Origin of the sequence: Pseudoalteromonas thalassia, assembly GCF_049257215.1 — a bacterium.
Taxonomy (GTDB): Bacteria; Pseudomonadota; Gammaproteobacteria; order Enterobacterales; family Alteromonadaceae; genus Pseudoalteromonas; species Pseudoalteromonas lipolytica_C.
Window position 1 is genome coordinate 115,618 of sequence record NZ_JBMMUE010000006.1, and the last position, 25,143, is coordinate 140,760.

Sequence of the window (25,143 nt, forward strand, 5' to 3'; positions counted from 1 at the left end):
TAATTATTTTACTTCACTTGCTTGGCGAGCAAGCGCTTCAATGGCTTGCCAGTCTTTGTTTTCAATAAGTTGTTTATCTAACATCCAAGTACCACCTACGCAGATTACGTTTTTAAGTGCTAGGTAGTTAGGTGCTGTTTCAAGGCTAATGCCGCCAGTTGGGCAGAAAGTCACTTGCGGTAAAGGGCCACCAATTGATTTAAGCATTGCTGTACCACCTGCCGCTTCTGCAGGGAAGAACTTTAAGAACTTAAAGCCTTGGCTTGCTAATTTCATTACTTCACTTGGTGTTGCTGCACCGGGTAAAAATGGAATATCAGACTCTTTAGCCAGTGCTAATAATTCGTCGTTTACACCTGGGCTAACCATAAAATCAGCACCAGCTTCTACAGATGCATTAAATGTCGCTTTATCAATAACAGTGCCTGTGCCTACGTATGCTTCAGGTACAGCTTCTTTCATAAGCTTTACTGCTTCTGCCGCAATCGGCGTTCGCAAAGTAATTTCTAATGCTTTTAAGCCACCGTTATAAAGCGCACGTGCAAGGGGTGCTGCATCTTCAAGTTTTTCGATAACAACAACCGGTACCACAGGTGCCGATGATAAAATTTTCTCAATGCTCATTGTATGTTCCTCATAGCCCAGTAACGGCGTATTATTATTCTAAACCGAAGGCGCTAGCGCCAAGGTCTGCACTACTTACTATATTTCTGAAACCTGCGAATAATTCTCGGCCTGTACCATATGTTTGGCTTGGTTGGCTAAGTTGTAATTCACGTTTTGCTAATTCTTCATCGCTTACGTGTACTTTTAATACACCCGCAGGTGCATCAAGTGTCACTAAATCACCTTCGTGAATTTTTGCGATTACACCACCTTCAACAGCTTCAGGTGCTAAGTGGATTGCTGCAGGAACTTTACCTGATGCGCCCGACATACGACCATCTGTCACAATCGCTACTTTGTAGCCTTGATCTTGGAGTGTTGCCATTACTGGCGTTAATTTATGAAGCTCAGGCATGCCTTTCGCTTTCGGACCTTGCTCTTTAATTACAGCAATAAAGTCGGTGTTTAATTCACCACGGCTATACGCTTCTTGTAACTCGCCTTGTGAGCTAAATACTTTAGCTGGCGCAGAAACAACCTGATGTGACTCAGCCACTGCAGATACTTTAATAACTGCTTTACCAAGGTTACCTGTAAGAAGCTGTAAACCACCCTGCTTGCTAAACGGATTATCAATCGGACGCAGTACTTCTTCGTCGTGTGACTTTTCAGGACACGCTACCCATTTAACTTTGCTTGGGCCTGTGCTGTTAGTCATGATCACTGATGAATCTTTATCTAACATTGGCTCTGTGGTGTAAGCTTCAAGGCCATCACCAACAATCGTTTTCACGTCGTTGTGTAGGTAACCTTTGCTAAGTAGTTGCTTCATTAGGAAGCCCATACCACCAGCAGCTTGGAAGTGGTTCACATCTGCTGAACCATTCGGGTAGATGCGCGTAAGAAGTGGCACAACTTCAGATAGGTCAGCCATGTCTTTCCACGTAAGGATCACACCCGCTGCTTTAGCGATTGCTACTAGGTGGATTGCGTGGTTTGTTGAACCGCCTGTTGATAACAAGCCAACTAAACCATTAATAATTGTTTTTTCACTCACTACGTCTGCAAGGCAGTTAGCATCTTTTGTTTCGATTAACTGCTTTAACATGGTTTCTACAGCATGACCTGTTAAACCATCACGTAGTTCTGTGTATGGGTTAATGAAAGAGCTACCAGGTAAATGTAGACCCATGATTTCCATTAACATTTGATTCGAGTTTGCAGTACCGTAGAAAGTACAAGTACCGGCACTGTGATACGACGCGCTTTCTGCTTCTAACAGCTCTTCGCGACTTACTAGGCCTTGTGCAAATTTTTGACGTACACGGGCTTTTTCTTTATTAGGGATACCCGATTGCATTGGACCTGCTGGTAAGAAATACGTTGGTAAATGACCAAATGATAAGGCACCAATTAAAAGTCCTGGGACAATCTTGTCACATACACCTAAACAGAAAACACCGTCAAACACGTCGTGCGATAAAGAAACCGCAGTCGACATTGCAATCACATCACGTGAAAACAATGACAGCTCCATACCATCACGGCCTTGTGTTACACCGTCACACATTGCAGGTACACCACCAGCAACTTGTGCTGTTGCATCGTACTTGGTTGCAAGGCTTTTAATGATTTCTGGATAATCTTTGTAAGGTACATGCGCTGAAAGCATGTCGTTATAAGCGTTGATGATAGCTAGGTTTGGTTGCTCGTCAGCTTTTAAACGAGCTTTGTCATCGCTGCTGCAAGCAGCCATAACGTGTGCAATATTACCACAGCCTAAACCTGCACGAACTCTTGTTTGTTTTTTTGCGTGCGCGATTCGCTCTAAATAAGCTTGGCGGGTCTCTTTACTACGTTCAATAACGCGGTCGGTGACTTCTTGGATACGAGGATGCAACATAAAATTCGACTCATCTCTATAGTTAGAGGATAAAGGCTCAGTAACAATTACAGACTCCACGAATATAACTGTACTGAGCATCTTTGATTTACCCGTTCAAAGGTACGCTATCAGGCTGTCTCTCACAACCAACCTGACACCGGTGTCACTGTATTAACTCATGACTGTGACACCGGTGTCAACCCTATCTGTTAAATTTAGTTTAATTTTTTTAAATGACCAAATAATGAACAATTTAATTTTAGTAGAATATGAGGATATTTCATGTTTATACCTACTTATAACGACTTAGATAAAGCTTGCACATTGCCAAACTTATTAATTATAAACAGTAACTTAAATTAAAATTCACTCTTTTCTAGTTTCAAAATAAAAAAGCCCGAGAACGCGTCACTCATTCTCGGGCTACTGTGAAAAAATATGATGAAATTTATTTAATTGCTGCTGTTGATTCGCGAGTAATTAGCTTTGCTTCAAGTGTCACTTGATAAGGTGACTCTTGTGGTTCACTAATATGCGTAATTAATTGCTTGACTGCTTGTTGTGTCATTTCTTCAACTGGCTGTGCGATGGTGGTTAAGCCTGGCCAAATATGACGGGCAATAGGTGCGTTATCAAAACCTGCAATAGAAATATCGTCTGGTACTTTCAATTGCATTTGCGTAGCTAACTTTAATACCGCTGCTGCCATGTAGTCATTTGAAGCAAAGACTGCCGTTGGCCTAGGATTTAAATCTAAAATAGTACGGGCACTATCAACACCAGAGTGATAACTAAAGTTACCTTCTTCGACTAAACGCTCATCAAATTCAATGCCATTTGAGGCAAGTGCACGGCGGTAGCCTTTAAAACGTTGTTCTGTAGCACTATGATCTGGGTGACCTTTAATAAACGCAATTTCTTTATGACCAAGCTTAATTAGATGCTCAGTTATTTCAAAAGCGCCCTGCTCGTCATTACTTCGTACAGAAATAGAATCATCTTCAAGGGTCGCTGAGGCTACACGAGCATACGGGATCTTTTTCGACTTTAAAAAACTCACTAATTGAGGAAAGTCCGAAAAAGGTGGAGTTAAAACGATACCATCTAAACGAGAGGTTTGAATTAACTGCTCAATGTTACTAATTAACTCTTCGCCACGTAACTCACAAGGATGGATCAATAAGTTGTAATTAAGTTCATGACACGCAGCTAAAGCACCTGTTTGCACGCGGGTAATGTAACTTTTACTTGGGTTGTCGTATAAGCAACCAATTATGAAACTGCGATTTTGTGCTAAACCACGGGCAATAGGATTAGGCGTGTAATCTAACTCTTTAAATACTTTTAGTACCTTTTCGCGCGTTGCATCACTCACGTTTGGCTCATTATTCAGCACGCGAGAGACTGTTTTCTTAGAAACACCAGCATGGCTGGCAACACTGTTGATGGTAACTTTTTTCATCCGCTCTTAATCCAACTGCAAATTACGCGTTACTGTTTACATGTAAACACGCAGCAGCACCAATGAATGGAATGTTGTCTTGTGTTACTAGTGTAACAGGGATCTGTGAAGTATATTGCGACATAATGCCTTTGTCTGCAAAACGCTCAATAAATCGACTCGATAATAGACGTTGTTGCATGCGTGGTAAAATACCACCACCAATAAATACACCACCTAATGCACCAAATGTAAGTGCTAAATCGCCGGTTACGCTGCCAATCCAATCACAAAACTGATTTAATGTCGCATCACACACTTCGCATTGGCCTGTAGTGGCTAATTCACTAATTTGCGCTGCATCTAAATTTTTAGCTTCAACACCTTTTACCGCAGCCATAGCACGATACAAATGCGCAATACCAGGGCCTGAGAACACTGTCTCTACTGACACATGATTTAATTGTTTTTTAAGCTCAGTGATTAAAAGGCGGTCTAACTCTGTTACTGCGGCAAGGGTAATATGACCCGCTTCGCAGCTAAGTACTGCGCTGCCTTGAGAGGTACGCACTAAGCACGCTGCACCAAAACCAGTGCCTGGACCCATTACTGCAATATTTGCATTTTCATCTGCTTGACCGGCCTTAACGGCCATATTTTGCGAATCGTCTAAATATGGTGCTGCATAAGCAAATGCGGCAAAGTCGTTGATAACTTCAAGTTGCTCAAATGAAAACTCAGCTTTTAAATCTGCAACGTTAAAGTGCCAGCCAAGGTTTGTTAAGTGAACTTGGCCTGCTTTTATAGGGCCCGCTACCGCTAAACATGCACGCTTAGGCTTAGGAAACGATATTTGACTGAAATACTGATTAATTGCACTTTCTAAAGAACCAAAATCAGCACTTGGGAATGTTAAATTATGCTTTATAACAAACTGATTTGTTTGCGTATTAAAGTCTGTGATTAAAGCGAAACGAGCGTTAGTGCCGCCGATATCGGCAACAAGAATAGGAGCGAATTCTGTAGTTGTCTGTGTGTTCATGTTGTTTTCTCTATTTGTCTAAGCTATTGCCGCTTATTTTTCTAGTTTTCAATGGCAAAGCCACTGTGTCTGCTAAACTTTGGGTCGTTGCCTCAAAGAAGCTATCTTTTGTATTAAAAAAATGCTGCCCAAATGAATGGGCAGCCAAATACGTTTTGACAACAAAATGATAAAACAGTGACATTATGACACCGGTGTCAGATTCGAATCAATAAAAATTTTCATTATTTGTGAATGCATACGTATTTTATTAAAAAACTCACGCCTTAAGTGCTAAAAATCAACAAAATGCACAGAAATAACACCTATTAGCTCTGAGTTTTGCTTGTAATTAACCACTCGTCACAAATAGCTTGAAAAAAATATTAAATAGCCGAAAATGGTAATTACTACTTATGTTATTTGGTAACAATATGAAAGGTAAGGCGACATCTTTTGACATTGCACATTATGCGGGTGTGTCACAGTCAACCGTGTCTCGCGCATTAAGAAACAGCCCTTTGGTCAACGAAGAAACGCGTAGACGTGTTCATGAGGTAGCAAAACAGCTCAACTATAAAGTTGATAAAAATGCCAGTAACCTAAGAACACAACAAAGTAGCACCCTCGCCCTTTTGTTATTTGAAGATCCAACCTCAGATGAATCACAAATAAACCCTTTCTTTTTAGCGATGCTTGGTAGTATTACCAGAGCGTGTGCGAAAGAAGGCTATGACTTGCTTGTTTCGTTTCAATCAAGCAGCTCAGATTGGCAAGCTGATTATGAAGATAGTCACCGTGCCGATGGCTTAATCTTATTGGGTTATGGGGATTACCTCGATTATCAACCCAAATTTAAAACCTTAATTGACCAACACACTAAGTTTGTCTGCTGGGGTGCAAGCGTCGATAACCGCCCTGACTTAACAGTGAGCTGTGATAATTATGGTGGTGGTAAGTTAGCGGCAGAGCATTTATTAGCAACAGGTAGAACGGATTGTGCTTTTATTGGTGATGCCTCTGAGCATAGCCCTGAGTTTTTTGCCCGTTACCAAGGCTTTAAAGATGCATTTTTAGCCAAAGGTGTGACCCTTAACGAACGTAAAATGGCTAATGCTATATCTACAGAAGAGTCAGGCTATCATGCTACTCGATCATTGATTGCCAATAATATTCGTTTTAACTCTTTATTTGCAGCCAGTGACCTTATTGCTATTGGTGCTATTCGCGCCCTAAAAGAAGCAAAAATAAAAGTTCCTGACGATGTTCACGTTGTCGGTTTTGATAACATTGCTGTTGCCAGCTTTGTTAATCCGCCTCTTACCACTGTTCAGCAAGACACCACTCTTGCGGGGCAAATGTTAGTTGATAATCTACTTAAGCTTATTCGTGGTGAACAAGTAGAAAATACGCTTTTACCGCCTCGTTTAATTATTCGCGGTTCGAGTGTTTAACCCTTAGCGATAACGCCACAGTTATCGCTATCAACTCTACAAACTAGGCTTTTATTTATTAAAATCGCTTTTTTTTCGATTTACCCAAGACTATTACTTCGAAAAAGCAGATAATTACACCTATTATGATGAAAATGCTTATCTGGCTGTATAGAGCTTCAGATAGCAATGCGCACAAAGGTGGAATTTTTTAATGGAAATTAAAGTTAATTTTCTCGACAACCTTAGACTTGAAGCCAAGTTTGATGATTTCTCTGTCATTGCAGACCAACCTATTCGCTATAAGGGTGATGGCACTGCACCAAGTCCATTCGATTATTTCTTAGCGTCTTCTGCATTGTGTGCGGCTTACTTTATTAAAGTGTATTGTAATTCACGCGATATCCCGACTGATGGTATTCGTGTGGCGCAAAACAATATCGTTGACCCAGAAGACCGCTATAACCAAATTTTCCAAATTCAGGTTGAATTACCTGAAAGCTTATCTGAAAAAGACCGCACGGGTATTTTACGTTCTGTTGAACGTTGTACGGTAAAACGTGTTATTCAAACTGGGCCAGAGTTTAAAATCGATACTGTAGAAAGTATCGAAGCTGACGCACAAGCAATGCTGATGGCAAAACCAGGTGATGACAGCAACACGTTTATTTTAGGTAAAGATTTACCGCTTGAAGAAACCATCGCAAATATGACGGCCATCCTTGAAGAATTAGGGATGAAAATCGAGATCTCTTCTTGGCGCAACATTGTACCTAATGTATGGTCACTACATATTCGTGATGCAGCCTCACCTATGTGTTTTACTAATGGTAAAGGTGCAACTAAAGAAAGCGCGCTTTGCTCAGCTTTGGGTGAATTTATTGAGCGCTTAAACTGTAACTTCTTCTATAACGATCAGTTCTTAGGCGAAGACATTGCTAATAGCGAGTTTGTTCATTATCCAAATGAAAAGTGGTTTGCTCTGCCTGACGATGACTCTCTACCAGAGGGCATTTTAGATGACTATACCCGTGAAATTTATAATCCAGATGGTGAGCTATGTGGCTCACACCTAATTGATACGAACTCTGGCAATAAAGAACGTGGTATCTGTTCTATTCCTTATGTACGCCACTCTGACGGTGAAACTGTTTACTTCCCATCAAACCTAATCGAAAACTTATTCTTAAGTAATGGTATGAGCGCAGGTAACAACTTTGCCGAAGCAAAAGTACAATGTTTATCTGAAATTTTTGAACGTGCTGTTAAGCGCCAGATCATTGAGCAAGAAATTGTTTTACCAGACGTACCTCAAGAGGTTTTAAACAAATACCCAGGGATTGTTGAAGGTATTAATGGCCTTGAAGAACAAGGCTTTCCAGTTGTAGTAAAAGATGCCTCACTAGGCGGTCAGTTCCCTGTCATGTGCGTAACACTCATGAACCCTAAAACTGGCGGTGTATTTGCATCTTTTGGTGCACACCCAAGCTTTGAAGTTGCGTTAGAGCGCAGCTTAACTGAGCTATTACAAGGCAGAAGCTTCGAAGGTTTAAACGATGTGCCTAAGCCAACATTTAATAGCATGGCTGTGTCTGAGCCAGAAAACTTTGTAGAACACTTTATTGACTCAACTGGCGTGATTTCATGGCGTTTCTTCAGCGCTAAACACGATTATGAGTTTGTTGAGTGGGATTTCTCTGGCAGCAATGAAGAAGAAACAGCGAGCTTATTCGGTATTTTAGAAAGCTTAGGTAAAGAAGCTTACATTGCTGAGTTCTCAGATCTTGGTACTGCATGTCGTATTTTGGTGCCTGATTACTCAGAAGTGTATCCAGTAGAAGACTTAATCTGGGACAATACCAATAAAGCACTTAATTTCCGCGAAGATATCTTAAATCTGCACCGTTTATCAGAAGATCAACTTGCTGATTTAGTTGAGCGCTTAGAACAAAGCGAACTTGATAACTACATTGATATCATCACCTTAATCGGCATTGAGTTTGATGAAAACACAGTGTGGGGTCAGTTAACGATTCTTGAGCTTAAACTACTTATTTACTTAGCACTTGGTGATTTAGAAGCAGCAATGGAGCTTGTTGAAGCTTTCTTACAATATAACGACAATACTATTGTAGAACGTGGTCTATTCTACCAAGCAATGCACGCAACGTTAGAAGTTGCTCTTAGTGATGACCTTGAAATTGAAGATTACATCCACAGCTTTACCCGTATGTTTAGCCAAGAAACAATGGATGCCGTGGTTGGCTCAATCAACGGCGATGTGATGTTTTATGGTCTAACAGAGACCAGCATGAAGCTTGAGGGATTAGATAGACACCTTCGTTTAATCGAAAGCTATAAAAAACTACATACTGCTCGCGCTAAAAAAGCCGGGTTATAAAATCCATTCCCCCCTCAAATTCTCACTTTGAGGGGGGAAGAATACTATCTACATTTAATTTTTTTTGAGTACATCATTTTCTTTAGATACATTAAGTCTCTCGCAGCCCCCCGAAATTCTTTTAATAATGACATACTATATTTAATTTCAAATGTAGACTCGGGGATAAAGGCATAGTTTATGCTGGATAGATTTTTACTTTCTATTGCCCTTCTCAATTCTTCATTATTTACTTTTCCGTCACCAAATAACGACCTGATGATAACATTTTCTTTTGGTACAGAATCACGTACTTTTTGTAGGTTAAATCTTTTTTTATGACTTTTTATTTTTTCATTCAGTTTTATTGAGCTAGTATTTTTATCTTGGAATGAAATTTTCAATACTCTTCGGTAATTATTATTTTTATTCGGACTAGCTCTGTGAAATGCAGTTCTATTAAATAAAAAAGAATGTCCTCTTTTACCTGTTAAACTGTAAAATTTTGAGCTCTTAAACAATCTAGGAAGATAACCTAACTTTTTTGTGCAAACTTCAAATGCTCCATCATTGGCACCTACATCAGTTAGATATACAAAAAGGCTTATATGCTGAATACCTCCCTTTTCAAAATCATGAATACAGTCTATGTCTCTATGCCAACCGTCTAAAAAGTTGTCCCCTGCTATATGAGATTTTTGAGACTTACCATCAATTTCATATGAATGACAATGATAAAGAATTGGATTGGGCATTAGCTTATAAATTAATGATATTAAGCTTGGGTTAAAAACATCGTAAAGAACCCCTAAATTAAGCATATCTAAAGCATCTACATAGCGTCTAGATTGATTCTGCTGTAAGAATAATTGATCAAATTTCGTATTCAAATACTCTATGGTTTCATCTGAATAGATTGGTTCAATTGCGACAAAAGAATTTTTAGTAAGCTTTTCAGCTAATGTTGATTTAACTGTAAACTTACTAAGCATATCTATACATTCCAAAAATCAAACAGACAAGAAATATAGAACCATAAATAGTAATAAATTCACTCAACGAATATATGCCTATTAATGATGTTATTAATGTTAATACTAAGGCTATTACACCAAAGCTCTCTTTGATTCGTTTTTTCATAATTCCCTTCACTTATCGAATTGTTCCTTTTTTGCACTTAAAAATTGAAACTGACAATTTTACTTGAAGCTTTTTATAAAACTGCTCAGCATAAGTTATAGGTACAAAATACCTTAAATTATTATAAAAACAAAATTTATTCCATGTTCTTAATACACAGAGCTATAAACTTTAACAAATAACGAACAATGCACGCTGTTATAGCAAAAACACGAGGTTATAAAATGCAAGACGATAGCAATTGCTTATGGCTTAACTCTGAGATACTTGAGAAAAACTATTTGCTAAGATTTGGTTCAAATCGATAGTGACCTGTAATTTTATAGTTAAATAACATATCTTCCATTTTCGGCCCCCTGCCAATGTTATGAACAATGAGAGGTCTTAATTTATCTTCAGATAGTTCATCTGTAACAATGCCGATATGAGGCCTATTATTAGGTAAAACCCAAGTCACAATATCACCTGCTTGGTAATCAGCAGCTGTTTTGCTAATAACTTTTCTTGTGCCAAATTTTTCAAAAAACACTTGCAGGTTAGGTACCCTTCGGTGGTCAATGTTGGTATCTGGTTTGGTCAAGCCCCAAATTCGCTTTGAAGGGTATAAGGTAAAGTTGTCGCGCATATCTTCATGTACAAGCGCCTGTAAATCAATTCCTAAAGCTCTATAGGTGCGAATTATCACATCGGTACACACACCTATATTTTTTGGTACATCGCCATTGGGGTAGTCAATTTTTCGATAACTGCCGTTATAAATTACAACGTGTTCAGTACGCTCTTTCGCAGCTTTGACTAATTTTGATTGAAAGCTTTGTGCTTGCGTATCAAACGCAATCAAAGAAAATAAAATTAAGGCTGTTTTTATCATTTACAAACTCCATTTGGAAAAATAATACAGTACTTCACAGGCTACAAAATGCTACACGATTTCAACATTGCAGTTTCCAGCTTTTCCCTCAAGTAAAAAATTCTAACGCACTGTTTTAAAATATATAAATGAATAACTCAAGCTAAATACATACAACGATGTTATTTCAGGTTGTGACCTTGATATTGTTTTTATAGCTAGTCATTGATAAATTAATAATTAATTAAAACAAGACAAGCTTATAAATGGACTTTATACGTTTTTTTATCACCTTATGTGCTTTATTTATTGCTTCATTCAGCCATTCAATTTCAGCTAAATTGCTGATAGGTGTATCAAGTGAAAATGGCGAATCTTTAAAGTACTACCGTAAACAATTTCATGGTGAATTAAAGTCAGCATATAGCTGTGTTATTAATCATCTCGAATCCGACTTTGACGTTATTACAGTACCGCAAGCTCGTTTAATTAAAATGTTAAAAAATAATGAAGTAGATATCGCTATGCCATTATTGCTGCTTCCTCAAAGAGATCTATTTGCGACTCGTTCAACAACAATTTATCAAGTTGGTTACCAGCTCATAATCCAGGCAAATGAAACAGATTTAAGTATTAAAAATTTACGCAAGCAGGCATTATTACAAGGCATAGCATATAAGCGCGGTACTGGTGCGCGCACCTTAATACTTAAATATTTAGACATTGATGAAAATGAAATACTAAGCCATGAGCAACAAGTTAATACATGGCAACAAGCTGTTGAGTTTGTAGCTAAAAACAGAGCCGGTATTACAGCCCTACCGACTGTAATTGCAAAAGATATCGAGCCTCACCACTTTGATGGCGTTACACGCATAAAAATGCCAGACCACCAATTAGGCCTCTATATGTCAACACGTTTTGCCAAAAGCGCTGAAGCAACTATAATCAATGATGCATCTAAAACCTGTAAAGAACTTAGATAGACGATTAATTAGTTATTTTTCTCAGTATTAAGTTCGACTAAACGGCTTTCAACTTGCATCCGCTCTTGCTCTGTTAGTTCGCCATAGAACTTAGGATATGGCCAGCCATAACCCCAGCGAAAGCTGGTTGGTAAAAAAGGCGTACCACCCACTCTGACACCAGCAAGCATCAATACCGCAATCTCTTTCTCACCTACTTTTGCAACACACTCTTTTAAATCGACATCAGCTTGCTCACATTGCTTGAAAGTACCGCCTTGCCAATATGCGAGATCATGGGCTGTACAGCAAGCCAACCACAAGTTTTTATGTTCTATAGTTCCATCAGGAAAAGAGCTGCAACCATCACTGCTGAAGGGTTTTAATTTTGCATTAGCAACACTTAAGAAAGGGTAAGTAAGTAGCATTAGAAAAACAAAGCGAAGCATGTGTTTCATTGTTTTAGAGCTCACAGTTAATTTTCAATATTATAAACAGAGCCTTCACAACGCATTGATTTATAGCACTGATATGTATTTGACGTAGTATAACATTGAGAAAAAACTATACCATTACCACCCATTTTATGTGCTTTAACTTTTAAAGAATCTTGTAAAGTATCTTTTATATTGGAAGGATTGTAATAATAAGCATCTTCAGGGATAAGAGAGTCATTTTTTTCGTGACAAAAGTTGGATTCTACATTACCTAAATAGGTTGATCTAAAATTGAAAATTTCTCGATCGTTATAAACCTGGACTTGTTCACCTCTTCCTCTATTTTCGGCGTCAGCAATAATATAATTCCCGAAGTTAGAGTTAATAGAGCAAGAACATTGTAAAATCAGTAATATTATAAGTGAAATTCTTTTTAGCATATTAATTAAACTCCCTTTACTTTTTAATTTAAACAAAGCTACTTAACCTGAGAAAAACCTCTATTTTTTAAAAAAAGTGCAATTTTTGCTTTTACTTAAATAGGAGTTTGTCTCAGAAATTATATTTACATAATGCTAAAATATCACACTATTTGAAAATTAATGTAAAAAAGTACAAAACAAAAAAACCGCCAAGTGTTAATCGGCGGTTTCATCATCTGAAGCTGAATTATTTCAATGCGTCTTCAACAACTGGGTAATGGTCCCACACATGTTTATCGCTCACTGAGCGAAGTAACTTGATATATTCAGCGTGAGTCCAAGCCAGTGGTGTCGCTGAGTTTGTCCCCTCACCTAACTGATAGCCTGCTTTATTATTACCAACGCCATCCCAAACTTGCTCAGGTAACATCATGCCTTCATTAGCAAATGCTTCCATGCCTTTTACATAGGTGTCTTTAATCGCTTGTTGCTTCATCGCATCAAGGCTATTGGTTGCGTTTGCCGCTGCGATTTCATAGTGACCACGCTCACCGGTGAAAAACGGCCAAACACGACCACGTTGACCTGGAGTGTTATTGCCACCTTCAGCATAGTTGTTACCTGTCACTTCATCTTCACCGTAACCATCGTTACCATAGCGACGGTAGCCTGGGAATGAACCCGAACCATCAGCAAAGTTAAAGGTGTAGCGCACTTGCAGGTTATCAACTAAGGTTTCGTCATCATACTCTGGTAAAGTTTTTACAATGCTTGGAGCAAGTGCATCACGCACACCATAGCGAACAAGCTCTAAGAAACCACCATCAAGGATTTGCTTTTTATCAAAGCCTTTACGACCGTTATTAGCATTAAGTGTGGTTGATGAGTTTGGATCTTTGTCTTGACCGATACGGATAAAATATTCGCCATCACTGTTTTCAGACTTAAGGTTGCCTTGAGTCGTAAACATCGTGCTTTCAATTTCACTGTTGTAGTTTTTAGCCGTTGCTAGGTAACGCTCTGCATTTTTAGTGTCACCTGCTTTTTTAGCAATATCAGCAGCCGTTACTAGGCCTGCAACTACCGCAGCTGTTGTTGAAGGAGAAAAACCATTTTGCTCTTCCCAGCGCTCTTGTTGCGTTGCTGGTGGTGTAATTTGTGTGTCGTTCCAAAGAATTTTCGCAACGCCACCATCAACTAAGAAATCAGCCGCTGGTTTTAACATTTTGCCATACCAATCTGTCAGCTCTTGATCGCTTAGTACGCCAGCTTGGTGTAGTTTCCACGCTAACATAATCGGCATTGCTGTTTGGTCAAGCTGAACAGCTACCCACTCAAGCTCACCATCAACATGTGTTTTTTGTAAGAACCAACCCGTGTCACCACCATTGCCTGGCGTGCTGTCCGTCACTTGTACTTTTTCTAGATATTCAAACGCCGTTTTAGCTGTACGTGTATCACCCATAGCCATAAATGCCATAGCAACTTGATAGAAATCACGCACCCAAACGGCTTTATAACCAGTAGAACCTGTTTTAGCCGAAACCGTTTCACCCCAAGGGTTAGAAAGTGACGCAATTAAAGCACCTGCATGAGTTTTATCTTCTTGCGCTTTTAATACCATGGCGCTGGTATATAGCAATTTACCATTATCAGCAGTGCTGTTAGTTAATGTGCTCAAAGGTTCAAGGCTTGCTAAGTAATCTTGCCAACCAATTGCCACACCTTCGCCGTTAAAAGCAGCAAGCACTTTTTCATAACCTTGGTTTAAACTTGTTTGGCCTTCTTTTAAGCTTGCAGCTTCAGAATTACCAAAGCTTAAAGCTAAATCAAAGGTGGTGTTTTTAGATACTTCGCCAAGCTCTGCAAGTAAGCTTACATTACCCGACTTATCACCGGTATTTTGGTAAGTCGTTGATAATGATTGAGATGTTTTTAACTCTTTTAAGCCATCACTCACACCTGTAAAGCCAACACTTGCCTTTTTAAATGGTTGAGCGGCTTGTAAAGATAAAAAGTTATCATCTTGCCAAGCAACTAGACCCTTGTCAGTCACTTTTGCGAAATCGTCTAAACCGTTGTTATCAATGTAAGGATTTACATTAACGTAGGCTTTTACACCTTCAAGATCGGTATTAAATACGCTACGAACAAACAATGTTTGCCCGTTAGGATCTGTAAAGATGTGTTTTTCTAGGGTGAAACGGCCTTGTTTATCTTTACTTACCACTTTGTACGCAAGCGATAATGGGCGACCCGCGTCGTCTTTATATAAATAATCAATGCTAACATCCAGATCATCGTTTTCTGTTACGGTAAAGTCTTTACCAACTACAACAAACTGCATATCTTTGATTTGTGCTTGGTGAATTAAACCAAACATGGTTTCTGTGATCATGCCTTTAGCGATTGAAAACCAGACTTTTGATACTTTCCCTGTAGCAGCTGCATCGCTATAGTGGCCGTCTTGGTATTGCTCGTAAGATGTACCAATACCTGTTTTACCTGAGTATGCCCAAAAAGGTTCAACACCCGGAGCTCCTGGCGCAGACACCTGCTCAACTGATGTATTAACTGATTGCTCTGAACTACAAGCTGTTAAACCTAACGCTAAAAAACTTGCGGTAATAAGATTAAATTTTTTCATGGTGTGTCCTTATTATTGTTGCTTAACGCGCAGTACAGCGACCGCTGCTAGTACAAATGACACTGCACCTAGCACTAACGCATAAATCGGTTGATTATCAAAAAAGTGACGTAAAATTAGGCCTAATACGCTTGCCGCTAAAAGCTGCGGAATAACAATAAAGAAGTTAAAGATACCCATGTACACACCCATTTTCTTACTTGGTACTGAGGTACTTAACATTGCGTATGGTAAAGATAGAATTGAAGCCCAAGCAAAACCAACCCCAATCATTGGCCAGATTAGTAAGCTTGGATCTTTGATAATAATAAAGCTGACCAAGCCCAATGCACCTAACACTAGGTTGATAGCGTGAGCCATTTTTAGCCCTACTTTTTTAACGATAATTGGAATACACAGTGCTGCAATAGCCGCAAAACCGTTATAAGCGGCAAATAATACACCAACCCAGTCAGCACCGTTGTTGTAAGCAAGAGAGCTTGTATCACTGCTGCCGTAGTGGAAGCTAGTTACTGCCGAGGTGGTATATATCCACATTGCAAACAATGAGAACCAGCTAAAAAATTGTACCCAAGCCAATTGTTTCATCGTTTCTGGCATAGTGAATACATCATTCACAACCTGATAAAAGCCACCACTGGTTGTGTTTTTAGCTTTTAAAGCACCGGCAATAAATTGAATAACACCAAAGCTAATCAAACCACCTGCAAGCAAATACAGCTCTTTCTCAAGAGAAAGACCGGTAACGATACCAAGTACCACAAGGCCAAGCACCGTAAAGATTGCAGCGCCTTTGTTAAAGTTGACATCACTTTGAACATCAGCCGAGTCATCGCTTTGCTCTTGTTCATGAAAGCTTTCAAGCTCTTCTGGTGAATATTCTTTAGTTGTAAAGACGGTCCAAAACACAGCAATAATTAAAACAACAGCACCAAAATAAAACGAGAATTTTACAGAATCCGGGATTTGCCCAGCAGGTGCTGTATTGGCAATATCGAACCAGTTAGTCATCATCCAAGGTAAAGCAGACGCGACAACCGCACCGATACCAATGAAGAAGCTTTGCATTGCATAACCAGTTGCACGTTGTTTTTTCGGCAGATTATCACTGACAAGTGCACGGAAAGGTTCCATAGTCACGTTAATTGACGCATCCATGATCCATAACATACCCGCCGCAATCCACAGGCTTGGTGAGTTAGGCATAATGAATAACGATAACGTCGTTAAAATAGCCCCATAGAAAAAGAACGGACGACGGCGACCTAACTTATTCCATGTTTTATCGCTCCAGTAACCAATGATAGGTTGTACGATAAGACCTGTAAGCGGCGCTGCAACCCAAAGGATTGGAATGTCATCAACATTGGCACCTAAAGTTTGAAATATACGACTCACATTACCGTTTTGTAATGCAAAGCCAAATTGGATGCCTAGGAATCCAAAACACATATTCCATATTTGCCAAAAGCTTAGCGTTGGTTTGTTATTATTCATAGTCAGCCTTTAAGGTAAATACTGCACTGCTTAAGCCGTTCAGTTGTAATTGAATTGGCGCCTTCGTTGCTGCCTCAGAAATCACAATGTCGGCATGATTTTCTAGGTTATCAGTAAACGTTAAACCACTGTGGTTAAGCTTAGGTAACAACGCTTGGTTAAGAGTAAGCTCAACATTTTGTGGGTTTTCTGAAAAGTTACTTACTACAAGCACTAGTTGTTGACCTAGCTTGCGCGTAAAAGCAATGACTTGCTCTGAGCCTGTCAATTCAACCGCTTGCATGTCACCACCAACAATGGCAGGCAGTGTGTTTAATGACATTAACTTCGTGTAGTAAGCGCGAAGATCAGCTTGCTGCTTTGAAAGCGCACCGCCATCGAATTTACCATTATTCATCCACGCTTGATGTGCAGGTACACCCATGTAGTCGAAGATACTTGTACGCGTTGGGTCTCCAAAACCTCCGTCCTCAGAGCCATCTTCACCAACAGCTTGACCAAAATAAAGTAAGGTTGGCGAACGCGACATTAATGTAGAAACCACCATAGCTGGCTTACCTTTTTCACTGCTACCAGCGAAATCCGGGCTAGCAATGCGTTGCTCATCATGGTTTTCTAAAAAGTGCAGCATGTGCTCTTCAATATCAGCCACTTGGCTTTGGATTTCAAAAATAGTTTCTGCTGATTGCTTGCCTTGCATCACAGCTTTAACTGTGTCGTAAAAACCGACTTTGTCGTACAGATAATCCATCTTACCCTGCTGAATATAAGGGCGATAAAGTGTTGGGTTATAAACCTCTGCCAGAATAAAGGCATCACTTTTTTGCATTTTGATTGATGAGTTTAAAAAGCTCCAAAACTCAACAGGCACCATTTCTGCCATGTCATAACGGAAACCATCAACACCTTTATCTAACCAATATAGTGCGATATCGCGGAATTTATACCAGCTATTTGGTAGGTCTTTATCCTGCCAAAAGGCATAGTGCGCACGGTAATCTTTTTCAGCGTAATCAGCTGGTAGCGTTGGGAAATCGTAGCTGCCGTCTGGTTTCACACCGTAATTGATTTTAACTGTTTCGTACCAATCATTGATGTCGGGTTTAGCAGCGCGTGCCCCATTGCCCGTCCATTTTGCTGGTGTTTCATCAAACTGATTATCTGCAAGTGGATGCGGGTTACCACCTAATACTTGGTAGCTATCGCTTGTTGGCACTTGAAATGACTGCCCTGTTACATAATAAAAATTATTATCGCGAGCATAGGTTTTCGTCGTGTCATCATCAGCGCCGAAATCTTTAACACCTTCAGGCTTGGCAACCGACTCGTAGTTACGCGCTACATGATTTGGCACAATATCAATAACAACTTTCATACCGTGCTCATGAGTACGATTGATAAGCTCAACAAACTCCTCTAAGCGGCGCTCAGGGTTAATTGCTAAATCAGGATTAACATCGTAATAATCTTTCACCGCATAAGGCGAGCCTGCACGCCCTTTTACAACATCAGGGTCATCTTGAGACAAACCGTATTCAGTATAATCAGTTACTAATGCATGACGCGGCACACCGGTATACCAAACATGTGTCGTGCCTAGCTCTTTAATACCTTGTAATGCTGCATCATTAAAATCAGCGAATTTGCCTACCCCATTTTCTTCTAATGTGCCCCACGGTTTATTCGTGGTGTTTGTGTTACCAAATAATCGAGTGAATACTTGATAAACCACAGGCTTAGAGATAGCTGCTTGGCTAGATTCTGATTGTTGCTTTTGCGTGTTCTGCTGTACTGGCGCATCGTTACCACAGGCAGTTAAACCTAAAACCGAAGCCACTACTAGCGCAGTTAGTTTGTATGTTGTCATCATTACTTCATTTTTCTGTAAATATCAGTTCATACTAATGTTAAGGGCTGCATACGGACAGTAAATGCATACGTATTCAGCCTATTAGTTGCAATTATTCAAGCTCGATTAAGCGTGCTTGCATAGCTTTTAAGCGGATTGGCGCTGCAAGATCAACAGGTTTTTCGCTGATTAAATCACGTCCTTTATTGTTACCTTTCAGCACTTCTTGCATGTAGCTTAAGTCCCAATCAATGGCTTGTTGGTTTTTGTTAAGAATAACTAATACAGTTTGCCCATGGTGTTCTCTCACATAGCTATACACGCCTTGCTTGGGTGAAAAATGCATTAAACGGCCTTCGCTTAGCGCTGGTTTTTCTTGACGCAGTTGAAGCAGCTTTTTAATGCTAGTTAACATCTCTTGCTGATCAGCTGAAAGTCCTTCGACTGTGAAGGCATTCGCTTTTTGACCATGAAACCCACCCGGGAAGTCAATGCGAATATCACCGTGGTCATTACTTGGCGTGTTATCAAGCAACAGTTCTGTGCCGTAATAAATTTGTGGAATACCGCGAGTCGTTAACAGTAGCGTCATGGCTAATTTTGTTTTTGCTAGGTCTTGACCAAGCTCAGTGTAAACACGGCTCATGTCATGATTATCAGCAAATACTAAAATGTTATCTGTATCAGCATATAAAAAGTCATTCGCTAGCGATTGATACACTTTTACCCAACCTGTATTCCAGCTTTCTTCTTCGTTGAGTGCTTGAATCAGCGCTTCTTGTAATGAAAAGTCCATCACACTCGGTAAGTCAGAGGTATAACCATCTTGATTTACTTTGCCGCGCTGCCAATAAGAAGCAATTGCCGGGTTGGTTGTCCACTCTTCACCTACAATATTAAAGTTCGGATACTCGGTCATAATGGCTTTAGTCCAATCGGCTAAAAATGCTTTATCTGAGTATGAATAGGTATCAACACGAATGCCGCTTAAGTTGGCGTATTCAATCCACCAAATGGCATTTTGAATCAAATAAGTAGACAGTAACGGCTGGCGCTGATTTAAATCAGGCATAGACTCAACAAACCAACCATCATTAAATTGACGTTTATCGTATTGGCTCGCATGTGGGTCTTGAATTGTTTGTCTTGCGTGACTTGTGGCATTTTTGCCGTTTTCAAACTTGCCATCAAAGTTAACCCAATCTGCTGCTGGCATATCAGCCATCCACTGATGCGATGAACCAAAGTGGTTAAGTACCATGTCCATCACTAAGCCGATGCCATGCTCTTTCGCCTCTGCTGATAAGGTTTTGTAAAGTGCATTACTGCCCATACGCGGATCAACTTTGTAAAAGTCAGTAATGGCATAACCATGATAAGAGTAACTTGGCATGTCATTTTCAAGAACCGGTGTTAACCAAAGTTGAGTCACACCTAAGTCCTCAAGATAATCTAGGCTATTAATAACACCTTGAATATCACCGCCATGTCGGCCACCTTTAAAGCTTGGGTTTGCAGCCTCCTTCATACCAGCAACGGTGTCATTGCTTGGATCACCATTTACAAAGCGATCAGGATTGATTAAATAAAGCGTATCTTTATTTGTAAAGCCATGACGATTGGCACTTTGTTTATCACGGGCATTTAACGGGTAAGTAAATTCTGTGCCATCTTCAGCTTTAAAGGTTAGTGTTCCCGCCTTTGCATTATCGCTAATGGTTAAATCTAAAAACGCGTAGTTAGGGTTATTCGTTGTTGTCACCCCTTTAAACTCAACACCTTTATATGGCATCATTTGCCACGTTTTGCTAGCAATATTGTTATCGTAAAGCATGACTTGTAACGAGTCATTTTGCATTCCTACCCACCAGTTTTCTGGTGACGCTGTAATAGCAAAGCTGGCTGTCGAGTTGAAAAGCGTAAATGCGGTCGTTAACGCTAAAAATGTTCGTGTTGTTTTCATAGTTAATTTTGTACTTTTTCTAAGAATTGACTGTGGCTTGGCAGTTGCTCTACAGTGCTATTAATCAGGGTTTTTAAATTACTAAATAGCTCATTTAACTGCTCATCTGATAACGCATCAGTTAATGGATGGTGATCCTCTGCTATAAGCCCTTGCCCTATCATCACTTGTTGCCATGCAACTTCGGCAAATAGCTCATCGTCTTCTCTTACGAGCTTGCCACTGGTTTTAAATAGCTCAATTTTCTTTTTAAGACTACTTGGAATATCCATGCCTTTACAAAAACGCCAAAACGCACTGTCATCACGCTCAGTAATCTTGTAATGAAGAATAATAAAGTCACGAATTCGCTCAAATTCTGTTTTACTTTGTTGATTAAATTCATCCACAAGGCTTTGTTTAATACCTTGATGCGGAAAAAACTTAATTAAACGAATGGCTGCACTTTGAATTAAATGAATACTGGTCGATTCTAATGGCTCTAAAAATCCGCTCGATAAGCCAACCGATACCACATTTTTATGCCACTGCTTTAAACGGCGGCCTGTTTTAAATTTAATAACGCGGGGCTCTGTCAGTACTTTAGCAGGTAAGTTATCCAAGAGCTGTTGCTTTGCCGCTTCGTCTGATAAGAAACGAGAAGAATAGACAAGGCCGTTGCCTACACGATGCTGTAATGGGATTTGCCACTGCCAACCCGAGTCTCTTGCAATTGAACGTGTATATGGAATTGCATCGTTAGCTGATTCACTTTGCACTGCAACAGCACTATCACAAGGTAACCAATGTGACCAATCCTCAAAACCTGCATTAAGTGTTTGCTCTATTAATAATGCACGTAAACCTGTGCAATCAATAAATAAGTCGCCGTCTATTTGCTCGCCATTTGTAAGCAATAAAGAGGTAATATGCCCGCTTTGGTGACATTGATTAACCGATTCAATTTTGCCTTCAATCCGTTTTACGCCCCGTGATTGTGCTAATTCTTTTAAGAATTCGCCGTATCGAGTGGCATCAAAATGATAGGCATAATGTAAGCCCGCTAACTGAGTATTTGGAATTTGTTTAAGGTGGGCAAATTTATGTGCTTTGGCAGCTTGGTAGTTAAGTGAAAAATCCCAAAAATCAGGTGCATTATTAGCTTGATTTGCTTTTAACCAAAAGTGGTAAAACTCACAAAACGGGAAGTCTTTACCTATCTCACCAAAGGCGTGCATATAGCTGTGACCTTGACTGCGCCAATTTTCAAACTCAATACCCAGTTTAATCGTTGCGCCAGTGGCCTTAATAAATTCTTTTTCGGTTATACCTAGCGCACCATTTAGATGCAAAATAGGTGGAATACTGGCTTCGCCTACACCGACAGTGCCAATTTCTGCTGACTCTATCAGGGTTATATCAAGCACTTTACCCAGCACTTTATTGAGTAATGCTGCAGTTATCCACCCTGCAGTACCACCGCCAGCGATCACTACTTTGGTTATTTTTTTTGATTCCATAGTACACCTAACGCCAATTTCAATTCATTGAGTGTAGCTCACTGATATAAAAAAGCCCTTGTAAAACAAATCACAAGGGCAATTTTATATCTCTGTTTAACTCATTACAGCTTGTAGCTGAAGCCTAACAGGAATGTACGACCGTAGTCTTGATAATCACGTACTTGAAGTGAGTTATCACCTTGTAGTGATGTGAACGGCTCTTCTGTGATGTTCTGAACTTGGAAAGTTACAGATAAACCCTCAAGACTCTCTACACCGCCTTCACTAAAGTCATAACCAATTTGTGCATCCCAAATTGTTTCGCCTTTAATATCAACTTGTGTAGTAGCAAAACCTAAACCGTATACGTCACCTTTAAAGTCACTACGTTTACGCATGCTAGTACGTGCTTGGAAACCGTTACGCTCAAAGTAAACTGTTAAGCTATCGATTTGGTCAGATAAACCAGGTAGCTCATATTCGTTACCATTTTGGTCAGTTAAGTCTTGCTCAACACCTGTATGGCTTGCGATTAAACCAAAACCGTCTAGAGATTCACTGAACATAGTGAACGGTAGTGTTAATGAAAGCTCATAACCCCATAGGTCACCAGAACCACCATTTACTTTACCAGAACCAGTACCTGTTGAAGTTGCAGGGATTTCACCGGTTGACGGGTCAGCTACACCGCTCATGTCGATTTCATAAGTACCATCGAAAATCCACTGAGTGATATCTTTATAGAATACAGCAGCTGCAAAGTAACCTTCTTCATGGAAGTAGTTTTCGTAGCTTACATCAAAACCTGTTGCTTCTTTTGGTTCAAGTTCAGGGTTACCACCTGATACACTCCAGTAGTTACCATTTTCATCTGGTTGTTGATTGTAAGAAGCATTAACTGATGAGTTCATTTCATCTAAGCGAGCACGAGAAATCGTTTTCGCCGCACCAAAACGTACAGTTTGCTCTTCATCAATTGCAAACGATAAATTGATGCTTGGTAAGAAGTGGCTGTAATCGTGGCTTACATCAGTTGGTGAGACAACAACTAAACCATTCACTGTGTTAGCGGCAAAGCCTTGTGAAGACTGTTCAGTTTTCACATAACGCACACCAACGTTACCTGTTACAGGGATTGAACCAATTTCAGCATTAATGTCAGCTTGAGCAAAAAACGCTGTTACTTCTTCTTGTACAGTCCAAGATTGTGTCTTGTGTTTTGAATCAGTTAAGCTTTCTTGAAGAAGGTTATAATAACCGTCGTTTACTAAACCGTTGGTATCGTATGCAACCATGTTGCCCATACCAATGAAATCAAGGCTCGCTGTACCTAAACGGTATTGCTCAGGGATTGATAACATACCTGGATTTGATAAAGAGAAATCTTTTAATGTCATGAAGTAACCTTCAGACACTTTGCTCTTTTCACGGTCACGGTAAGACATACCAAATGACACACGGCTAATGTAAGCGTTATCAAGTACTTTGCTTGCAGCAAGTTTTAATGTGCTTAATTCATCATTGATTTCTGGCGCGTTGATAAAGCCATCTTGCGCTGTATTTTGGTATTCAGTACCTGTTAAACCATACTTATCGTTAAGTGCAGCACTTGCACCCCAAGATAATGGGCCACCAAGTTGGATTAAGTCGTAATCGCTGTAATCAAGGTTGTGGCTGAATTGCGCGCCAGTGTTACCACCGTCAAACTCGTAACCAATCGTATCAGCAACACCATTTGCGTCACCACGACCTGTACCTGAGTAGCTTTCGATACTCCAGATCTGACGTTCAACTTCAGAACGGCTTACGTCAAATTCTACTGACCAGTCATCACTGATGTCGTATTTTGCATTAAAACCAAACTGAGTTAGCTCAGCGTTACGCTCTTCGTAGTCGTTACGAACAACAACACGTTGACCTTCAGTTACTGCACTTGTGATAAAACCAGAGTCAGCATCAATTACAGCTGAGCTTGGGTCGATTGAACCTTGGCCCCAAGCAAATGGCACTTCAATACCACGTAAGATTTTTTCATCCGAAAAATCAACGTATAAGGCATCGAATGTCATGTTAAGACGATCTGTCGGCGCAGCTTCAATAACAAGCATCGCTGTGTCACGCTCAAGAGTCGATGAACGTACGAATGGTTTAGCACCACCTAAAATTGAATACGTGTTACCATCTTCACCAGTAAACTCAGGGTAGCCCCATGAATTCCAACGTTTTTCTTGGTTCGGTGAGCTCATTGTATTGTAAGCAAATGCAACACCAATTGTGTCATCTGCAAACTGATCAATGTATGAAACAGTACCGCGGAAACCTTTATCGTCTCCGTCTGGGTTTAATTTATCAAAACCTGTTTGCTCATATTGGCCATTGAACATGATAACTTGCTCACCTTTGCTTAAAGGTTTAACAGTTTGCATGTCGATTACGCCAGCAATACCCTCTGCTTCAATACCAGCGCTTGGTGTTTTATATACCGTTACGCCACTCATAATTTCTGATGGGTAAAGGTCAAATTCTACGCCACGGTTGTCACCGATTGATACTTGCTCACGGCCATTAAAAGTAGTAGCACTTTCGTTTTCACTGAAACCACGAACACTTACGCGGCTAGCTCGACCATCTAGACGTTGAGCAGTTAAACCAGGAAGGCGTGCAATTGATTCTGCAATTGATGAATCTGGTAGCTTACCGATATCTTCTGCTGAGATTGACTCAACAACTTCAGGAGTGAAGCGTTTAGTATTAATAGATTCTACAACACTGCCACGAAAACCTTTTACTTCGATAACTTCAACGTTATCGTTTTTTGCTTTTTGGTCTTCTTCTGCAGCATACGCTACAAAGCTATTTAAACCTGCGGCTGTTAAAGCCAGAGTTAATATACTTGGTTTGAACATAGACATGATGCTTTTCCCATTACCCAAATTGTAATGCCAACGCGATGCAGATATTTATTATCTAATAGCTGAAGTCGTTGACTGATTTTGTTGTCGGAATGAATATTAACGCCGAGATTATTTCCTTAACAAATTTATGCATACGTATTCAGCGTAGTTCAACCACTCAAAAATTAACAACACATTTACACGATTAAGACTTAACCTATTGTAATTATTA

At 39.9% G+C, this 25,143-nt stretch carries 17 protein-coding genes; 3 read left to right on the forward strand and 14 right to left on the reverse strand.

What is annotated here, in order from left to right; genetic code table 11:
- Nucleotides 1-3: 3 nt before the first annotated feature.
- The 4 genes from AAEU31_RS09430 to glk all read right to left on the reverse strand — a co-directional run bounded on the left by AAEU31_RS09430 (nt 4) and on the right by glk (nt 4,974).
- Nucleotides 4-624: a bifunctional 4-hydroxy-2-oxoglutarate aldolase/2-dehydro-3-deoxy-phosphogluconate aldolase gene (locus AAEU31_RS09430; RefSeq protein ID WP_063705675.1), complete on the reverse strand. Its 621-nt coding sequence runs from the start codon at nt 622-624 to the stop codon at nt 4-6.
- 34 nt (nt 625-658) lie between these two features.
- A complete protein-coding gene (gene edd / locus AAEU31_RS09435; RefSeq protein ID WP_138557611.1) occupies nt 659-2,509 on the reverse strand; it encodes a phosphogluconate dehydratase in 1,851 nt (616 codons plus the stop codon).
- Between the two features lie 430 nt (nt 2,510-2,939).
- Nucleotides 2,940-3,953, reverse strand: coding sequence for a LacI family DNA-binding transcriptional regulator (locus tag AAEU31_RS09440; protein WP_135924926.1), 1,014 nt, complete (start codon nt 3,951-3,953; stop codon nt 2,940-2,942).
- A gap of 22 nt (nt 3,954-3,975) precedes the next feature.
- Nucleotides 3,976-4,974, reverse strand: coding sequence for a glucokinase (glk, locus tag AAEU31_RS09445; protein WP_421967073.1), 999 nt, complete (start codon nt 4,972-4,974; stop codon nt 3,976-3,978).
- A gap of 413 nt (nt 4,975-5,387) precedes the next feature.
- Here glk and AAEU31_RS09450 point away from each other — a divergent pair, with 413 nt between their 5' ends.
- Together AAEU31_RS09450 and AAEU31_RS09455 are read left to right on the forward strand one after the other, a co-directional pair.
- Nucleotides 5,388-6,407: a LacI family DNA-binding transcriptional regulator gene (locus tag AAEU31_RS09450; protein WP_135924931.1), complete on the forward strand. Its 1,020-nt coding sequence runs from the start codon at nt 5,388-5,390 to the stop codon at nt 6,405-6,407.
- A 193-nt stretch (nt 6,408-6,600) separates the two neighbouring features.
- Complete coding sequence (locus tag AAEU31_RS09455; protein ID WP_421967074.1) at nt 6,601-8,787, forward strand: OsmC domain/YcaO domain-containing protein; 2,187 nt, start codon at nt 6,601-6,603, stop codon at nt 8,785-8,787.
- 44 nt (nt 8,788-8,831) lie between these two features.
- Here AAEU31_RS09455 and AAEU31_RS09460 read toward each other — a convergent pair whose 3' ends face one another.
- Together AAEU31_RS09460 and AAEU31_RS09465 are read right to left on the reverse strand one after the other, a co-directional pair.
- Entirely contained in the window at nt 8,832-9,758 is a 927-nt protein-coding gene (locus tag AAEU31_RS09460) for a phytanoyl-CoA dioxygenase family protein (protein WP_421967075.1), read from the reverse strand.
- Between the two features lie 425 nt (nt 9,759-10,183).
- Nucleotides 10,184-10,777 (reverse strand): DUF1287 domain-containing protein, encoded by a 594-nt coding sequence (locus AAEU31_RS09465; protein ID WP_421967076.1) that lies wholly within the window; start codon nt 10,775-10,777, stop codon nt 10,184-10,186.
- Nucleotides 10,778-11,022: 245 nt separating this feature from the next.
- On the opposite strand from AAEU31_RS09465, the gene AAEU31_RS09470 reads away from it, so the two are divergent.
- Nucleotides 11,023-11,742, forward strand: coding sequence for a transporter substrate-binding domain-containing protein (locus AAEU31_RS09470; protein ID WP_421967077.1), 720 nt, complete (start codon nt 11,023-11,025; stop codon nt 11,740-11,742).
- 8 nt (nt 11,743-11,750) lie between these two features.
- Here the strand turns inward: AAEU31_RS09470 and AAEU31_RS09475 are convergent, their stop codons facing one another.
- The 8 genes from AAEU31_RS09475 to AAEU31_RS09510 all read right to left on the reverse strand — a co-directional run bounded on the left by AAEU31_RS09475 (nt 11,751) and on the right by AAEU31_RS09510 (nt 24,929).
- Nucleotides 11,751-12,179, reverse strand: coding sequence for a hypothetical protein (locus tag AAEU31_RS09475; RefSeq protein WP_421967078.1), 429 nt, complete (start codon nt 12,177-12,179; stop codon nt 11,751-11,753).
- 17 nt (nt 12,180-12,196) lie between these two features.
- On the reverse strand, nt 12,197-12,598 hold the full coding sequence (locus AAEU31_RS09480; protein WP_421967079.1) for a hypothetical protein: 402 nt from the start codon (nt 12,596-12,598) through the stop codon (nt 12,197-12,199).
- Between the two features lie 229 nt (nt 12,599-12,827).
- A complete protein-coding gene (locus AAEU31_RS09485) occupies nt 12,828-15,227 on the reverse strand; it encodes a glucan 1,4-alpha-glucosidase (RefSeq protein WP_421967080.1) in 2,400 nt (799 codons plus the stop codon).
- Nucleotides 15,228-15,239: 12 nt separating this feature from the next.
- The gene (locus AAEU31_RS09490) at nt 15,240-16,724 is read right to left on the reverse strand and encodes an MFS transporter (protein WP_421967081.1); all 1,485 of its coding nucleotides are present in this window, start codon (nt 16,722-16,724) and stop codon (nt 15,240-15,242) included.
- Nucleotides 16,717-18,591 (reverse strand): alpha-amylase family glycosyl hydrolase, encoded by a 1,875-nt coding sequence (locus AAEU31_RS09495; RefSeq protein ID WP_421967126.1) that lies wholly within the window; start codon nt 18,589-18,591, stop codon nt 16,717-16,719. Before AAEU31_RS09495 ends, AAEU31_RS09490 begins: the two co-directional genes overlap by 8 nt.
- A 94-nt stretch (nt 18,592-18,685) precedes the next feature.
- The gene (locus AAEU31_RS09500) at nt 18,686-20,536 is read right to left on the reverse strand and encodes a glycoside hydrolase family 13 protein (RefSeq protein ID WP_421967082.1); all 1,851 of its coding nucleotides are present in this window, start codon (nt 20,534-20,536) and stop codon (nt 18,686-18,688) included.
- 2 nt (nt 20,537-20,538) lie between these two features.
- Nucleotides 20,539-22,035 carry a tryptophan halogenase family protein gene (locus AAEU31_RS09505; protein ID WP_421967083.1) on the reverse strand — a complete coding sequence of 499 codons (1,497 nt, stop codon included), beginning with the start codon at nt 22,033-22,035 and terminating at the stop codon, nt 20,539-20,541.
- 104 nt (nt 22,036-22,139) lie between these two features.
- Nucleotides 22,140-24,929: a TonB-dependent receptor gene (locus AAEU31_RS09510; protein ID WP_421967084.1), complete on the reverse strand. Its 2,790-nt coding sequence runs from the start codon at nt 24,927-24,929 to the stop codon at nt 22,140-22,142.
- Between the last annotated feature and the right edge of the window lie 214 nt (nt 24,930-25,143).

Coding starts and splice junctions, on each gene's coding strand:
- AAEU31_RS09430 (WP_063705675.1), bottom strand. CDS start 624: ATGAGCATTGAGAAAATTTTATCATCGGCACCTGTGGTACCGGTTGTT.
- edd (WP_138557611.1), bottom strand. CDS start 2,509: ATGTTGCATCCTCGTATCCAAGAAGTCACCGACCGCGTTATTGAACGT.
- AAEU31_RS09440 (WP_135924926.1), bottom strand. CDS start 3,953: ATGAAAAAAGTTACCATCAACAGTGTTGCCAGCCATGCTGGTGTTTCT.
- glk (WP_421967073.1), bottom strand. CDS start 4,974: ATGAACACACAGACAACTACAGAATTCGCTCCTATTCTTGTTGCCGAT.
- AAEU31_RS09450 (WP_135924931.1), top strand. CDS start 5,388: ATGAAAGGTAAGGCGACATCTTTTGACATTGCACATTATGCGGGTGTG.
- AAEU31_RS09455 (WP_421967074.1), top strand. CDS start 6,601: ATGGAAATTAAAGTTAATTTTCTCGACAACCTTAGACTTGAAGCCAAG.
- AAEU31_RS09460 (WP_421967075.1), bottom strand. CDS start 9,758: ATGCTTAGTAAGTTTACAGTTAAATCAACATTAGCTGAAAAGCTTACT.
- AAEU31_RS09465 (WP_421967076.1), bottom strand. CDS start 10,777: ATGATAAAAACAGCCTTAATTTTATTTTCTTTGATTGCGTTTGATACG.
- AAEU31_RS09470 (WP_421967077.1), top strand. CDS start 11,023: ATGGACTTTATACGTTTTTTTATCACCTTATGTGCTTTATTTATTGCT.
- AAEU31_RS09475 (WP_421967078.1), bottom strand. CDS start 12,179: ATGAAACACATGCTTCGCTTTGTTTTTCTAATGCTACTTACTTACCCT.
- AAEU31_RS09480 (WP_421967079.1), bottom strand. CDS start 12,598: ATGCTAAAAAGAATTTCACTTATAATATTACTGATTTTACAATGTTCT.
- AAEU31_RS09485 (WP_421967080.1), bottom strand. CDS start 15,227: ATGAAAAAATTTAATCTTATTACCGCAAGTTTTTTAGCGTTAGGTTTA.
- AAEU31_RS09490 (WP_421967081.1), bottom strand. CDS start 16,724: ATGAATAATAACAAACCAACGCTAAGCTTTTGGCAAATATGGAATATG.
- AAEU31_RS09495 (WP_421967126.1), bottom strand. CDS start 18,591: ATGACAACATACAAACTAACTGCGCTAGTAGTGGCTTCGGTTTTAGGT.
- AAEU31_RS09500 (WP_421967082.1), bottom strand. CDS start 20,536: ATGAAAACAACACGAACATTTTTAGCGTTAACGACCGCATTTACGCTT.
- AAEU31_RS09505 (WP_421967083.1), bottom strand. CDS start 22,035: ATGGAATCAAAAAAAATAACCAAAGTAGTGATCGCTGGCGGTGGTACT.
- AAEU31_RS09510 (WP_421967084.1), bottom strand. CDS start 24,929: ATGTCTATGTTCAAACCAAGTATATTAACTCTGGCTTTAACAGCCGCA.